The sequence below is a fragment of the Devosia sp. genome (genome assembly GCF_028290435.1).
GTDB lineage: Bacteria > Pseudomonadota > Alphaproteobacteria > Rhizobiales > Devosiaceae > Devosia.
In genome coordinates, this window is record NZ_JAQGJV010000074.1 from 19,392 (window position 1) to 33,894 (window position 14,503).

Annotated in this window: 14 protein-coding genes and 2 riboswitches; of the genes, 2 read left to right on the forward strand and 12 right to left on the reverse strand. The window is 63.6% G+C overall.

The annotated features are described in order from the left end of the window. The first annotated feature begins 93 nt into the window (after nucleotides 1–93). Both JWP26_RS15400 and JWP26_RS15405 read left to right on the forward strand, forming a co-directional pair. A complete protein-coding gene (locus tag JWP26_RS15400; RefSeq protein WP_299729492.1) occupies nucleotides 94–588 on the forward strand; it encodes a peroxiredoxin in 495 nt (164 codons plus the stop codon). Between the two features lie 23 nt (nucleotides 589–611). After that, the gene (locus tag JWP26_RS15405) at nucleotides 612–1,214 is read left to right on the forward strand and encodes a hypothetical protein (RefSeq protein WP_299729495.1); all 603 of its coding nucleotides are present in this window, start codon (nucleotides 612–614) and stop codon (nucleotides 1,212–1,214) included. 222 nt (nucleotides 1,215–1,436) lie between these two features. Here JWP26_RS15405 and gcvPB read toward each other — a convergent pair whose 3' ends face one another. The 12 genes from gcvPB to JWP26_RS15465 all read right to left on the reverse strand — a co-directional run bounded on the left by gcvPB (nucleotide 1,437) and on the right by JWP26_RS15465 (nucleotide 14,344). After that, on the reverse strand, nucleotides 1,437–2,984 hold the full coding sequence (gene gcvPB / locus JWP26_RS15410; protein ID WP_299729498.1) for an aminomethyl-transferring glycine dehydrogenase subunit GcvPB: 1,548 nt from the start codon (nucleotides 2,982–2,984) through the stop codon (nucleotides 1,437–1,439). Then, nucleotides 2,981–4,324, reverse strand: a complete 1,344-nt coding sequence (gene gcvPA / locus JWP26_RS15415) for an aminomethyl-transferring glycine dehydrogenase subunit GcvPA (RefSeq protein WP_299729501.1) — start codon at nucleotides 4,322–4,324, stop codon at nucleotides 2,981–2,983. The genes gcvPB and gcvPA overlap by 4 nt, the downstream gene beginning before the upstream one ends. A gap of 9 nt (nucleotides 4,325–4,333) precedes the next feature. Further along, complete coding sequence (gene gcvH / locus JWP26_RS15420) at nucleotides 4,334–4,699, reverse strand: glycine cleavage system protein GcvH (protein ID WP_299729504.1); 366 nt, start codon at nucleotides 4,697–4,699, stop codon at nucleotides 4,334–4,336. A 14-nt stretch (nucleotides 4,700–4,713) separates the two neighbouring features. Continuing rightward, nucleotides 4,714–5,874: a glycine cleavage system aminomethyltransferase GcvT gene (gene gcvT / locus JWP26_RS15425; RefSeq protein WP_299729507.1), complete on the reverse strand. Its 1,161-nt coding sequence runs from the start codon at nucleotides 5,872–5,874 to the stop codon at nucleotides 4,714–4,716. A 50-nt stretch (nucleotides 5,875–5,924) separates the two neighbouring features. Continuing rightward, nucleotides 5,925–6,021, reverse strand: a riboswitch (glycine riboswitch). Further along, a riboswitch (glycine riboswitch) is annotated at nucleotides 6,022–6,108 on the reverse strand. It lies immediately after the preceding riboswitch. Nucleotides 6,109–6,407: 299 nt separating this feature from the next. Then, nucleotides 6,408–6,911, reverse strand: coding sequence for an ATP F0F1 synthase subunit B (locus tag JWP26_RS15430; protein WP_299729510.1), 504 nt, complete (start codon nucleotides 6,909–6,911; stop codon nucleotides 6,408–6,410). Nucleotides 6,912–6,916: 5 nt separating this feature from the next. Further along, on the reverse strand, nucleotides 6,917–7,513 hold the full coding sequence (locus tag JWP26_RS15435) for an ATP F0F1 synthase subunit B (RefSeq protein ID WP_299729513.1): 597 nt from the start codon (nucleotides 7,511–7,513) through the stop codon (nucleotides 6,917–6,919). Between the two features lie 101 nt (nucleotides 7,514–7,614). Continuing rightward, the gene (locus JWP26_RS15440) at nucleotides 7,615–7,842 is read right to left on the reverse strand and encodes a F0F1 ATP synthase subunit C (RefSeq protein ID WP_299729516.1); all 228 of its coding nucleotides are present in this window, start codon (nucleotides 7,840–7,842) and stop codon (nucleotides 7,615–7,617) included. An 80-nt stretch (nucleotides 7,843–7,922) separates the two neighbouring features. Continuing rightward, nucleotides 7,923–8,681, reverse strand: coding sequence for a F0F1 ATP synthase subunit A (locus JWP26_RS15445; protein ID WP_299729519.1), 759 nt, complete (start codon nucleotides 8,679–8,681; stop codon nucleotides 7,923–7,925). Between the two features lie 14 nt (nucleotides 8,682–8,695). Next, nucleotides 8,696–9,085: an AtpZ/AtpI family protein gene (locus JWP26_RS15450; protein WP_299729522.1), complete on the reverse strand. Its 390-nt coding sequence runs from the start codon at nucleotides 9,083–9,085 to the stop codon at nucleotides 8,696–8,698. Between the two features lie 212 nt (nucleotides 9,086–9,297). Next, nucleotides 9,298–12,753 (reverse strand): chromosome segregation protein SMC, encoded by a 3,456-nt coding sequence (gene smc, locus JWP26_RS15455; protein ID WP_299729525.1) that lies wholly within the window; start codon nucleotides 12,751–12,753, stop codon nucleotides 9,298–9,300. 165 nt (nucleotides 12,754–12,918) lie between these two features. Then, nucleotides 12,919–13,734, reverse strand: coding sequence for a thioredoxin domain-containing protein (locus JWP26_RS15460; protein ID WP_299729528.1), 816 nt, complete (start codon nucleotides 13,732–13,734; stop codon nucleotides 12,919–12,921). Nucleotides 13,735–13,822: 88 nt separating this feature from the next. Next, nucleotides 13,823–14,344: a DUF721 domain-containing protein gene (locus JWP26_RS15465; protein ID WP_299729531.1), complete on the reverse strand. Its 522-nt coding sequence runs from the start codon at nucleotides 14,342–14,344 to the stop codon at nucleotides 13,823–13,825. Between the last annotated feature and the right edge of the window lie 159 nt (nucleotides 14,345–14,503).

Below are 14,503 nucleotides of genomic sequence, written 5' to 3' on the forward strand. Positions count from 1 at the left end.
ATGCGGGGGCAAAGCCGCATATCCGGGTTCCCAGCAATTCAAGCGTCGCTGGCAGCGGGCAAGGCCGCCAGCAATGAAGGGGCATAATCCTATATGATCGAGCGCGGTAATCCGGTCCCGTCGGTGCGGGTCAAGCTTGTCGATGCCAATGGCATTGCCGATAGCACCAGCGACGCCATCCTCGGCACCGGGCTTGTGGTTCTGTTCTCGGTCCCCGGCGCGTTCACGCCCACGTGCCACGTCAATCACCTGCCGGGCTTCATCGCCAATCAGGCCAAGCTGCGCGCTGCCGGGATTACCCGCATCGTCTGCGCATCGGTCAATGACCAGCATGTCATGAAAGCATGGGCCGAAGCCTCTGGCGCCCTCGGCAAGGTGGATTTCATCGCCGACGGCAATGCCGAACTCGCCAAGGCGCTGGGCCTGGCCAAGGATTTCAGCGGCAGCGGCATGGGCACACGCTATGCCCGCGCGGCCATGATCATTCGCGACGGCATTGTCGACAACGTATTCGTCGAAGACGCGCCCGGCGTGTCGGCCAGTGGCGCTCCCGCCATCCTGATGGCGCTCGAAACCGCCAACAGCTAGTATCTGCGTTAGGAGACGATTTCATGCTCAAGTCCACCCTGACCCTGGCTGCGCGACGCGGTCTTGCCATTGGCGCCACCGGGCTCGTCGCAGCGGCGCTGGCCGGTTGCAGCATGGGCGGCATGTTTGGCGGCGGCTCGCCCGCGGCCGATGCCAACCTCGCCAATTCCAACGCCACCCCGACGGCCATGGCCCAGGCGCAGACCAGCGCTCTCCCCGCAATCGCCACTGCCTGCCCACCCATCAAGGTGCGAACCGGCACCGAGGCCATGTTCTATTATGGCAATGGCAAGGTCGGCGATCCGCGCACGCTGCAATATCAGGGCGTCATCGATAAGAGCACCCGCAATTGCGTGGTGTCCAATGGCCTGATCACCGTGCAGATGGGTGTCGAAGGCCGCGTCCTGCTCGGCCCCACCGGCACCCAGACCTCGGTCACCGTGCCGATCCGCTTCGCTGTCGAGCGCGACAAGCAGGCCATATTCTCGGAAAAATACCAGATACCTGTCGCCATCACTCCGCCGGCGCAGGCTGGCAATTTCATCAAGGTCGTCCAGAACGTCGCCATTCCCTATTTGGGCGGCGAAGACATCACCATCTGGGTCGGCTTCGATACTGGCAAGTAAGGCGATACGCGTTTCGTGATGGTCCAGTAGGCACATCACGCCCGCCAGTGTTTGTGCGGCTATCGCATCCTACCCACGTAGTGGGCACTACCGCATCCCACCCACGGGCTTGCACCGTGGCCCACTCCCCACACGCACCCACCTTCGGTTCGCGAGGATAGCGACCCGCGGATCAAGTCCGCGGGCAGCATCGTGGTTGGAAGATCGGTAAAACCGGCGAAATTACTCCGCCGCTTGCGGCAATTCCTTCGGCCGCTCCCACCGCAGGATCGGCGAGCGGGCGGCCCGCGTCTCGTCCAGCCGGCGCCGCGGTGCCTTCATCGGCGCCGCGGTGAAGCGTTCCGTATTCCCCGCCTTGGCGTCGGCGGCCAGTTCCTCCATCACCTCGCAGAACCGGTCCAGCGTCTGCTTGCTCTCGCTTTCAGTCGGCTCGATCAGCATCGCCCCATGCACCACCAGCGGGAAATACATCGTCATCGGATGGAAACCCTCATCGATCAACGCCTTGGAAAAGTCCAGCGTGGTGACACCGGTCCCGGCCAGGAACGTATCGTCGAATAGTGCCTCATGCATGGTCGGGTAATCTCCGAACGGCACCGAGAAGGCATGAGCGAGCCGCGCCTTGATGTAGTTGGCATTGAGCACCGCATCCTGCGCCGCCTGTGCCAATCCATCGCCGCCGTGCGACAGCATGTAAGTCAGCGCACGGACATACATGCCCATCTGACCCTGGAACGCGGTGATGCGACCCAGGGCGTCACCTTCTGCATGTTCGACCAGTTCCAGCCCGCCCGCGCTCTTGCGCACGAACGGCACCGGAGCGAACGGCGCCAGCGCCGCCGACAGCACCACCGGACCCGCACCCGGACCCCCGCCACCATGCGGCGTCGAGAAGGTCTTGTGCAGGTTGATATGCATGGCGTCGATGCCGAGATCACCCGGCCGCACCACGCCCATGATGGCGTTGAAGTTCGCCCCATCGCAATAGAAGAACGCCCCGGCATCATGAACTGCCTGAGCAATTTCAATGACTTGCGGTTCGAACAGCCCGCACGTATTGGGATTGGTCAACATGATCGCCGCCACGTCCGGCGACAGCGCATCCTTGACCGCCTGCACATCCACGGTGCCATCGTCCCGCGCCGGGATCGGCTTGACGGTGTAGCCCAGGAATGCGGCCGTGGCCGGATTGGTACCATGGGCGCTTTCGGGCACCAAAACCACCGTGCGGTGGCTTTGACCGGCCGCATCCTGCGCCGCCTTGATCGTCATCATGCCGAGCAATTCGCCATGCGCGCCGGCCTTGGGCGTCAGCGCCACGGCTGCCGTATTGGTCAGCGTCATCAGCCAGTGGCTGAGTTCGTTCATGAGTTCCAGCGCGCCCTGCACGGTCGAAACCGGCTGCAGCGGATGGATATCGGCGAAGCCGGGCAGGCGCGCCATCTTCTCGTTCAGCCGCGGATTATGCTTCATCGTGCACGACCCCAGCGGATACATGCCGCTATCGATCGAGTGGTTCAGCCGGCTCAGCCGCACATAGTGGCGCATCGCCTCAGGCTCGGTTAGGCCGGCGAGATCAAGCGCCGATTTGCGCTCAAAGCCGCCGAGGCGGCTGGTCGAAATTTCCGCGTCCGGCAGATCGACGCCCGAATGCTCGGTATCGCCGATCTCGAACAGCAGCGGTTCATTCGGCAGCATCGAGGAGCCGGAGGTGGAGGCGAAGCCCGAAGTGCCGGTGCCAGTGGGGCGGCCTTGCGTGTTCATGCTCATGCCAATTCCTCCGTCAACGCCGCCACCAGGGCCGCGATATCTTCGTCGGTCGTCAATTCCGTCGCTGCTAGGACCAACAGGTTGGCAACATTGGGGTTTTCGGGCTCCAGCCGGCTGACCGGCACTCCGCCCAGGATGCCCCGTGCGGCCAAGGCCTCGACCAATGGCGCTGCCGGAACAGCAACCCGAATGGTCATCTCGTTGAAGAAGGTCTTGTTGAGCAGTTCCACGCCCGGGATGCCGGTCAAAGCATCAGCCAGCGCACAGGCCCGCGCATGGTTGAGCCGTGCCAGCTTGGTGAAGCCAGCCTCGCCGAGCAGCCCCATATGGATCGAGAACGCCAGCGCACACAGCCCCGAATTGGTGCAGATATTGCTGGTCGCCTTCTCGCGGCGGATATGCTGCTCGCGGGTCGACAGCGTCAGCACAAACCCGCGCTGCCCATCGGCATCGACAGTCTCGCCGCACAGCCGGCCCGGCATCTGGCGGATGAATTCCTTACGCGTCGCCATCAAGCCGAGATACGGCCCGCCAAAATTCAGAGCATTGCCGATCGACTGGCCCTCGGCCACCACGATATCGGCCCCATAGGCACCGGGCGATTCCAGTAGGCCCAGCGAGACGATCTCGGTCACCACCACGATCAGCAGCGCGCCCTTGGCATGGGCGGCGTCGGCGGCGGTCTTGAGATTGCGCAAGTGGCCGTAAAAGTCCGGCGTCTGGATGACGATGGCCGCGGTCGTCTCGTCGATATGATCGAGAATATCGCCCTGGCCCTCGGGAGAAGCCGATAGGCATTCAAGATCGGCATCGTCTTTGAGATAGGAGCGCACCACGTCGCGGTAGTGCGGGTGCAGCCCGCCCGATAGCACGATCTTGTTGCGCCGAGTCAACCGCCGCGCCATCAGCACAGCTTCGGCCGTGCCGGTCGAGCCGTCATAGAGGCTGGCGTTCGCCACATCCATGCCGGTGATCTTGGCCACCTGGGTCTGGAATTCGAACAGCATCTGCAGCGTGCCCTGCGAGATTTCTGGCTGGTACGGCGTATAGGCCGTCAGCCACTCCGAGCGCTGGATCAGATGATCGACCGTCGCCGGCACATGGTGGCGATAAGCGCCAGCGCCGACGAAGAACGGACCGTCGCTGCCGGCGCGGTTCTTGCCGGCCAGCGCCTTCATATGGGCCTCGACCAGGTATTCGGGGCTGTGCTTGGGCAGGTTCAGGTCGAACGTTTTCAACGCCTTGGCTGGCACGGCGCTGAACAGCGCCTCGATCGACGTCGCGCCGATCACGCCAAGCATCTCTGCGCGTTCGGCGTCGGAATGGGGGAGGTAACGCATTGAGCTCTCTTACTTGGTCAAATCGGCATAGGCCACGGCATCGAGCAGGCCATCCAGCTCGCCCGCATTGGCGATGGAAATTTTGTAAATCCAGCCGGCCGCCTCAGGATCGGTGTTGATTAGCCCCGGCTCGCCCGACAGCGCCGAATTGACCTCGGTCACCGTGCCCGACACCGGCGCATAAATCTCGGAGGCGGCCTTGACCGACTCAACCACGGCGGCCTCGTCGCCCTTCTTCAGCACCTTGCCGACGCTGGGTAGCTCGACAAAGACGATGTCGCCCAGCGCGTTCTGGGCATAGGGCGTGATGCCCACAATGCCGGTCGCGCCCTCGACGCGAATATATTCGTGGTCCGGGGTGAATTTGGTGGTCATGATCGATCCCTCAACTAGGATTTGGCTTTGCGGAAATAGCGGTGTGGCACGAAGGGGGTGGCAGTCACCTGCGCCGGCTGCATGCGTCCGCGGACGCTGACTTGCAATTGCGTGCCGGGAGTTGCGTGGGCCGGCGGCACGAAGCCCAAAGCGATGGCACGCGCGAGGCTAGGGGCAAAGCCGCCGCTGGTCACCTTGCCGACGACCATGCCAGAGGCATCGAGGATTTCGGTGCCCTCGCGCGCTGGTGCGCCTTCGACGAACAGGCCGACGCGAATGCGAGACAGTTCCCCGCCGAACTCCTTCAGAATGCGCGCAGCGCCGGGAAAGTCGGCGCTCTCGCGGCGACGCTTGGAGACGGCGAAATTAAGCCCTGCCTCAGTGGGAGAAACAGTTTCGTCGAGGTCATGCCCGTACAGCGGTAGCCCGGCTTCAAGACGCAGGCTGTCTCGCGCGCCGAGCCCGATCGGCTTGACGCGTTCGTCGGCCAGCAGGGCGTCCCACATCGCTTCGGCCACGCTGGCATCACAGAGGATTTCGCATCCGTCCTCGCCCGTATAGCCGGAGCGGGCGATGATCAGCTTGGTGCCGTTCCACTCGAACGGCGCGTAGGTCATGAAGCCCAGCTCGGCAACACCGGGAACGATGGTATCCAGAACGGCAACTGCCTCGGGCCCTTGCAGCGCCAGCAAGGCGCCATCGTCGGCGCGGGTCAGCTTGGCTTTGTCGCCGGCAGCCTTGGCGATGATGTCGAAGTCATTGTCCTTGGTGCCCGCATTGACCACGATATAGAGCGAGCCGGGAAACAGCGGCGAGCGGGCGACCATCAGGTCGTCGATAGCGCCGCCGGTCTCGTTCAGCAACAGGGTGTAGCGCACCTGGCCGGGCTTAAGCCCGTTGATGTCGCCGCAGACCAGCGGCTCCACCAGGGCCGCGACGGCCGCATGATCGGCATCGGCGTCGCCGCTTGGATTGTTGAGCGTCAGGAAGCTCGGGCCCATATGGCTGACGTCGAAAAGGCCCGCATGCTCACGGGTCCATTTGTGCTCGCCCATGATGCCCGTGTTGTACTGCACCGGCAGGTTATAGCCGCCAAAGGGCACCATGCGGCCACCGGCGGCGACGTGTTTGGCATAAAGCGGAGTGGTTTTGAGGTCTTCGACTGGTTCGGACAAGCGGCGCTCCCGGCAAATGGACACTGCGGACGTTCGTTGCCGAACGCCGTGGTGCCCCCTCTGTCCGCTGAACCTGAGAGATTTCCCGGCCGCCTATGGGCCGGTTGCTCCTTCGGTGAGGCGTGTGCGCCTGCTTTCCAGAGTTTTCGTCGAACTGCGGTCCATTTGCCTGAGAGTTTCCGGGGCGGTTGCTCCTTCGGCGCTGGACTGAACCAGCTCTCCCGCAGTCACCGGCACCATGGGGGAGATTCCGCGGGGCGTCAATCGGGCCGCAGGGCAGGGCACAGGGAATTGTGGGATTAGGGTAGAGCCGTGCGCAGAACTCGATCTGATCCCCTCCCCCGTGAGAGGAGGGCTAGGGTGGGGGGAAGTTGCAACAGGAGTGGCGCCTGCTGGAATGAACCTCACTCTCGCGGAGAGTTCCCCCCACCCCTAACCCCTCCCCTCAAGGGGGAGGGGAACCAGATCGATGCCCACAAACAAAAAGGCGGACCTTGCGGCCCGCCTCAATTCTCTACGCCATCCGCCGAACCTTAGTTCAGCTGCGTACCAACATCCTTGATCGCCTTGCTGACCAGATCGTCGCCCTTGCTGGCCATCTGCTGGCTGAGCACGATGCGGGCGGCTTCCACGGTCAGGTCGGCGGCGCGGGCGCGCACTTCGCCGAGTGCCTGGGCTTCGGCCTGGGCAATCTTGTCCTGCACCGACTTGGTGCGGCGGGCGATCAGGTCGGTCAGCGCGACGTTTGCCTCTTCGGCGAGGCGCTTGGCCTCTTCCTGGGCGGCGGTCACGATGCCGGCGGCTTCGCCTTCGGCAGCGACGCGCTTGTTTTCATAATCGACCAGCAGGGCCTCGGCTTCTTCGCGCAGGCGCTTGGCTTCGGCCAGGTCGGTTTCGATCTGGGCGATGCGGGCGTCGAGCATCTTGGTGATCATCTTCGGCAGGCCGAAATAGATCATGATGCCGATGAAGATCACCAGCGAAATGGTGGCCCAGATGGTCGCCCAGGTGGTTGCGTCGATCGTCGAAAAGTCCATCCGAGCTACTCCTTGGCCGCGGTGGCGACAGCGTTGCGCGCCTCATCGGCCGAAGCCGAACCGGTCAACTGGGTGACCAGGGCTTGCACTGTATCGGCGGCGATTTCGGACACATGGCCCAGGGCCTCGGTCTTGGTCGCCTGGATGCTGGCTTCGGCATCGGCGACCTTCTTGGAGAGGTCGGCCTCGACCGCTTTGCGCTTGCCGTCGATATCGGCCTTGATGGCGTTGCGGGTTTCCTCGGCAATGGCTTGCGACTTGGCGCGTGCCGCAGCGTGGGCGGCCTCATAGGCTGCGATCGCTGCGTCGGTCTTCTGACGGGCCGCGTCGGCAGCGCTCAGGTCGCCATCGATCCGGCTCTTGCGGTCTTCGAGGATGGAGCCAATGCGTGGCAGCGCCAGCTTGCTCATCGTGAAATACAAAAATGCGAAGGTAATCGCCAGCCAGATCAGCTGGGTGCCAAAGCTCGAAGGATCGAACGGCGGAAATACTTCGGAATGTTCACCGCCATGCGCCTCTGTGGTCGCGTGGACAGCACCACCCTCGGCAGATGCATCGACAGCCGCCTGGGCGACGAGCATCACTGGAGTTTCGGTTGCCATATTGGTCTACCCGTTGGTGAGCCGGCTCGAAAGCCTTCGAAAAAAGCGGCAGCCCGGAGAAATTTCCCCCGGCCGCCGCTCCTCATGAACGAACGCTGATATCACACTGCGAACAGCAGGAGCAGGGCGATCAGGAACGAGAAAATGCCCAGAGCTTCGGTCACGGCGAAACCGAAAATCAGGTTACCGAACTGGCTGCCGGCGGCAGAAGGATTACGCAGGGCGCCCGACAGGAAGCTGCCGAAGATGTTGCCCACGCCGATAGCCGCACCGGCCATGCCGATAGCTGCAATACCGGCACCGATGTACTTGGCGGCAATTGGATCCATTTGAATACTCCTTGGAGACCGAAGATTTGTGTTTTCTGCCGTCCGGCCACCGTGGCCGCACGAATAGCTAGGCAGTCAGTTTAATGCGACGGATGGATCGCATCATTGATGTACATCGAGGTCAGCACCGCAAACACATAGGCCTGCAAGGCTGCCACGAGGAATTCGAGCGCCGTGATGGCGACCGTCATGATCAACGGCAGCGACGCGCCGAGGAACCCGAGAACGCCCAGCGAGCCGAGCGAATAGATGAAGCCCGCGAACACCTTGAGCGTGATGTGGCCCGCCAGGATATTGGCGAACAGACGCACGGAGAGCGAAATCGGGCGCGACAGGAACGAGACGACCTCGATCGGCACCACGATGGGCAGGACGTAGCCGGGAACGCCGGCCGGCACGAACAGCTTGAAGAACTTGAAGCCGTTGCGATAGAGGCCGTAGCCGATCACCACGACGAACACCAGGATGGACAAGGCGGCCGGCACGATGATGTGAGAAGTGGTGGTGAAGAAGAATGGGATCATGCCGAACATGTTGGCCATCAGCACGAACATGAAGAGCGAGAACACGAAGGGGAAGAACTTCATCCCCTCGGAGCCGGCAGCCCCTTTGACCATATTGGCCACGAAATCATAGAGCAGTTCGGACACTACCTGCGCGCGGCCGGGCACCAGGCGACGGCCGGCGGTCGAGCCGAGCAGGAAGATGACGATCAGGCCGACCGTCAGCACCATGAACAGGGCCGAATTGGTGAAAGCGAAGCCGCCTTCGCCGCCGAGCGAGAAGATATTGGTCAGTCCAAACTGATGGATCGGATCGACTTTATTCGGATCGGCCACGCCCAAACCCCGGTCTAGTTATCGTCTTCATCGTCCGCGCTCGAACCTAGGTCCGAACCCGGTGGCGGCGGCGCCGCCTTGTTCATTTGTGTCACCACGCGGATGACATTGAGAATGCCTGCGGCAAAGCCCACCAGTAGGAGGATGAGCAAGCCCCATGGCCGAGTTCCCAGGCCGAGATCGACCAGATAACCCAGGCCCGCTCCCACCAGAATAGCGGCGATGAACTCGGTGCCGATGCGCATACCGCGCGCCATACCGCTCATGTCGCTGGGAGACATGTTCGAAGCTCTATTGGCCTCGACATTGCGTTCCCTCTGGGCTGAGGCAATACGCGATGCGAGATCGCGCGTCACCCCTTTGGCACTATCGGGCTGACCCTCGGTATCTTGCGGTTTTGGCATCCGCTCGCTCCCCTTGGCCGGCCACTCCCGTGTGTTCCGGGGCGCCTTTATTAGTCGCGCGCAACATAGGGAAGGGTGCTGGGAGTGTCAAGACGAGGCCGGTCGGCTTAACATACTGATGTGTATGGCATTTTTGGCTTGATAGCGGGGTGCGGCATGCTGTCCACAGCTAATCGTGGCGAAGTCTGGGCAGGCGACGGGGGATTCTCTGCCTAAACCGCCTCGCGGAAGCTCTCGGCCGTGGTCAAATCCACCGAAACCAGTTGGCTGACGCCGCGTTCGGCCATCGTCACCCCGAACAGGCGATCCACCCGGCTCATCGTGATCGGATTGTGGGTGATCACCATGAACCGTGTCTGCGTGCGCTGGCGCATCGAATCCAGCAGGTTACAGAATCGCTCCACATTGGCGTCGTCCAGCGGCGCATCGACTTCGTCGAGCACGCAAATCGGCGCCGGATTGGTCAGGAACACCGCAAAGATCAGGCTCATCGCCGTCAGCGCCTGCTCGCCACCCGACAGCAGCGTCATGGTCTGGGGCTTCTTGCCGGGTGGGCGGGCGATGATTTCGAGGCCCGCTTCCAGCGGATCGTCGCTTTCCACGAACTGCAATTCCGCCGTGCCGCCGCCGAACAGGGTGGTGAACAGCTCCTGGAAATGCGCATTAACCTTGGCAAAGGCCTCATTGAGCCGGATGCGGCCTTCGCGATTGAGCGAGGCGATGCCCTGCCGCAGCTTGGCGATAGCCTCGATCAGGTCGTCGCGATCCTTGACCATCAGGTCGAGCTTTTCCTGAACCTCGATGGCTTCCTTCTCGGCCGACAGGTTCACCCCGCCCAGCCGCTCGCGCTCGGCTTTGAGCCGGTCGACCTTCTGCTCGATGGCATGTTCATTGGGCAACGCCTCTTCCGGCTTGATGCCCGAGGCCTCAAGTGTCCGGCTGGCCTCGATATTCAGCGTCTCCTCGATCTGCCGCTCGATCTGCTGGCGCTGGACGATGAAGCCCTTGAGCCTCTCCTCGATCCGCGTCAGCTCGATTCGCGCCGCCGCCAAGGCCTCGCTCGCCAGCCGCAGGGCTTTGTCCGCCTCACGATACGTGGTCTGCGCCACGCTCAAGCTGTCGCTCGAGGCCTTGTGCTCCACCTTGGCGCGCTCGATCTGCTCGTCCAAAGCCGAGCGCCTGGCGGCGAAGCCATCCGGCGTTTCGTTGACATTGGCGAGTTGGCTGGTGACTTCGGCGGTGCGGCTGTCCAGCGTCGCCAATTGCGCCATCGCGCCCTCGCGCCGGCGCTGCCAACTTTGACTGTCCTTGGCCAATTGCGCCAAACGACTGTCCCGCATCCGGGCTGCGGTTTCGAACGAGCCCAGTTTCAGCCGCGCCTGATCGGCCCGCTCGCGCAGCTGCGCCAGGCTCGCCTGCTTCGCGTCAGCCAGCTCGCCGGCATAGTCCTCGTCGCCAGCCTCTTCAAGCGCCTGCTCGGCATCGTCGCGGATCGCTTCGGCCTCGCTCAGGCTGGACGCCAGCCGCACCCGCGCCTCTTCCAGCGCACTCTGCCGCGTAGTCAAATCGCCGATGGCACGCTGCGCCTTGTCGACCTCAATCTGAGCCGCGCCGATTGCATGTTGCGCCGCGCGCCAGCCGTCGCGCTGCTGCTTTTCGGCCTGCCGTGCTTCCGCGAGCGCCGTGGTCAGCGCATCGATATCGCGCTTCCAGCCATTGCGCTCGGCCCGTGCCCGCGCCACTTCCTCGTCCAGTTCCGCCAACCGATTGCGCTGTGCCAGGCGTTGCGCAGCAGCACTCGGTGCGTCGGCCGCCGCCACAAAACCGTCCCAGCGCCATAGCGCGCCGTCAAGCGTCACCAGCCGCTGACCGGGTTTTAGCGCGTGCATCAGGGCGGGTCCGTCAGTGTCGCTCACCAAGCCGATCTGGTCCAGCCGCCGCTTCAAAAGCGGATTGCCCGAGACATAGCGCGACAGCGGCTCGGCCGCCTGGGGCAGGGCGGCATCGTCATATCCGTCAATCGCCGCCGCCCAATGCATCGGCGCCCCCGCATCCGAGGAGGCCTCAAGGTCATCCCCCAGCGCCGCGCCCAGAGCCGTCTCGTATCCCGGCGTCACCTTGAGCTGGTCAACGATCGCGGGCCACAGCGAGGCCCCGACATTGAGCATTTTGCCGAGTGTGGAGGCTTCGGCCTCCAGCCGGTTCAGCGCGGCCTCGATCTCCTGCAATTTAGGCCGCGCCGCATCGAGTTTGGCCTGCGCCGCGACCGAAACTTCCTCCGCCGCCACCGCGCCTTCTTCCGCCTCGGACGTGTCCGCCTGCGCTTTGGCCAGAGCCGCGCGCTTCAGCGTTAGCGTCTCGTCGGCATCCAGACTCGCGGCAATCGTTGCGGCCTCGCGCTCGACTTCGGCCACTTGCTGGCTCAGTCGGGTCATTCGTGTCGCCGCGTCCTCCGCACTGCGCTGCGCCTGCACCCGCCGGGCGCGAACCTGGGACAGTGCATCGGCCGCCGCGCGTGCTTCGGCCTCAGCCGTCACGACAGAAGCCCGCGCCGCGTCGGCGGCAATTCGAGCGTCGTCAAATTCCGCCTGCGCCGCCTCGCCTTCGTCCTGTAAGTGCGCCTGTTCCTCGCCATAGACCGCCAGCGTCGTTTCGCTTTCGGCCACGAGATCACGCTCACGCTCGCCATCGGCGGCCAGTTGCTTGATGCGATCTTCCAGTTCCACCCGCCGCCGGCTATTGCGACGGGCCTCTTCCGCCAATTGCTCGGACAGGATCGTGTAGCGCTGCAACACGGCCCCAGTCACCGCCTCGCGATCGCGCAGTGGCTGCAGCGCTGCGTCCGCCGTTTCCAGCGCGCGCTGCGCCTGCAACTGCTCATGATTGGCATCGGCCAAACTGCGGATCAGCACCGCCTGCTGCGCCTCGCCTTCTTTTTCAGCAAAGCGCGCCGCCACCCAGCGGATGTGGAACAGCGTTGCCTCAGCACGGCGGATGTCGCCAGAAACGGCGCGATAGCGCATTGCCAACCGTGCCTGCCGCTTGAGTGTTTCAAGCTGGGTGTCGACCTGGCCGATAATATCGTCGACCCTTTCGAGATTGCCCTCGGCCGCCCGCAGCCGCAATTCGGCCTCGTGGCGGCGCGAATGCAGCCCGGAAATTCCGGCGGCTTCTTCGAGCAGCGCCCGGCGCTGCGTCGGTTTGGCGGCAATCAACTCGCCAATCTGCCCCTGCCGCACCATGGCGGGCGAGTGTGCGCCGGTCGAGGCATCGGCGAACAGCAGTTGCACGTCGCGGGCGCGCACTTCCTTGCCGTTGACGCGATAGACCGAGCCATTTTCGCGCTCGATGCGGCGAGTGATTTCCAAAATGTCGGCATTGTTGAGCGCGGCCGGCGCGGTGCGGTCCGAATTGTCCAGGACCAGCGTAACTTCGGCCGAATTGCGCGCCGGGCGCCCGCCGGAGCCCGAGAAAATGACGTCGTCCATGCCCGAGGCGCGCATTGCCTTGTACGAGCTTTCGCCCATCACCCAGCGCATCGCTTCGACCAGGTTGGACTTGCCGCAGCCGTTCGGCCCGACAATGCCGGTCAGCCCCGGCTCCATATGGAGCACGGTTTCATCGGAAAAGGATTTGAAGCCGTGCAGCTTGAGACGGGAGAATTTCATGGGATGCCTGCCGGCATCGAGCGCGCTGCATGCAATCCCCACCCCGGCCATCCCCTCAAGGGGGAAGGGGCGACGGAGCCGATGGCTTCAATCGAGTGGAGGGCATTCCCCTCCCCCTTGAGGGGAGGGGTTAGGGGTGGGGGGAACCCACCGCAAAATGCAATATTAAGGCGCAGCAGGTGCCGGAGCAGCCGGGGCGACGGGTGTTGTCGTCTCGGCTGGTGCAGCGGGAGCAACCGGTGTTGCAGTTTCAGCCGGCGCAACTGGAGTTGCGGTCTCGCCCGTTGGGGCAGGGGCAGCAGGAGTCGTTCCCGCGGCAGGAACTGGTGCGGTTCCGGCGGGCAGCAGCGGGTCGATTTCGGCCGCAAGCTGTTCAAGCGTCTTTTCCCCGGAGAGGGTCTTGCCATTGATGTAGAATGTCGGCGTGCCGGCAAGGCCAAACTCGTTCAGCGCCTGATCGCGCAGCGATTCCATCCCGGTGAACAGCGCCTGATTCGTCAAGGCGGCGTCGAAGGTTTCCTGGGTAAAGCCGAGCTGCTTGGCGATTTCGAGGATCGCGTCGCGCGGCTTGTCCGAAGTGCCCCAAGTCTGCTGGGTCTTGAAATAGGTCGAGATGACATTGTGATAGTTGGTTTCGCCGGCGGCTTCCGCCAGCATGAACACCGCAGCGTCCAGCACATTGCGCACGAAGGGGCGCAGGATGAACTTGACGTCGCCCGGCTTCACATAAGCCTCTTCGAACGGCGCGAGGACCGTGTTGGAGAAGGTCGCGCAATGCGGGCAAGTCGGCGACGCGTATTCAATCACCGTGACCGGCGCATCGGGCGAGCCCTGCACCTTGTCGGTGAAGCCGGTGGGGGCCATCAACTTGGCCATGTCCACGGTGTCGCCATCGGCGGCCAAAGCCGGAGCCATCCCGCTAAGGCTGAGCGCCGAGGCGGCAGCGGCTAAAACGAGGGTGTCACGACGGGTAAACTTCACTGGGAACGCTCCTGATGGCTTTGTGGCGACACTACACATCGCCAAAGTGTCGGCAAGTGGGCACATGCATCAACAGGGAGTGAACAATCTATTTGTTCTTGCCTTCCGGCCTGCTGGACAGCGCGTGGCCCAATGCCCGCAACGCTTCCCTCAGGCCTTCATCCTCAACCCCGGCGACCGAGGCTCCGACCTTTGCGATGACGCTCTGGCTCGGTTGAGAACGTTTTTGATCCCCCTTGGCTGAATGTCCGCTGAATGGCTCTGCCGACAAACGGACAGCCCCCACCAGCACATAGCCGAAATAGCGATTGACCGCCGCGGCGATCACCGGCCCCTCATGGGAAATCGCCAGCGCATGACCGGCAATGCAGCGCAGGTAGAGCGTCGCCCCCTCGGCGCTGCGCTCGCCGCGCGGCCAGGTCAGCTTGTCCGGAATGGCGACCGCGTCATAGGGTTTTGGCGCCATCGCCCCCCAATGGGTGATGATATCGCGGCTGGCAAAGCCGCGCTTCTTCAGCACCGGATCGAGCGCCCCCGCCAGCGCATCAGCCAGCGACAGCGAGCGATTGCGGCGCTTGGGTTCGGGCGGGGATTTGGGGGCGGTGGTCATGATGAGGGGTGTAGCATTTGTAGCATTCCGCGACACCCCTCCCAGCCTCCCCCATCAAGGGGGAGGTGCCGCTCCACTCGTTAGACTCGATCGGGCCCCGCCCACCGGCAGACACCTCCCCCTTGATGGGGGAGGCTGGGAGGGGGTGTCGTTTAGCCG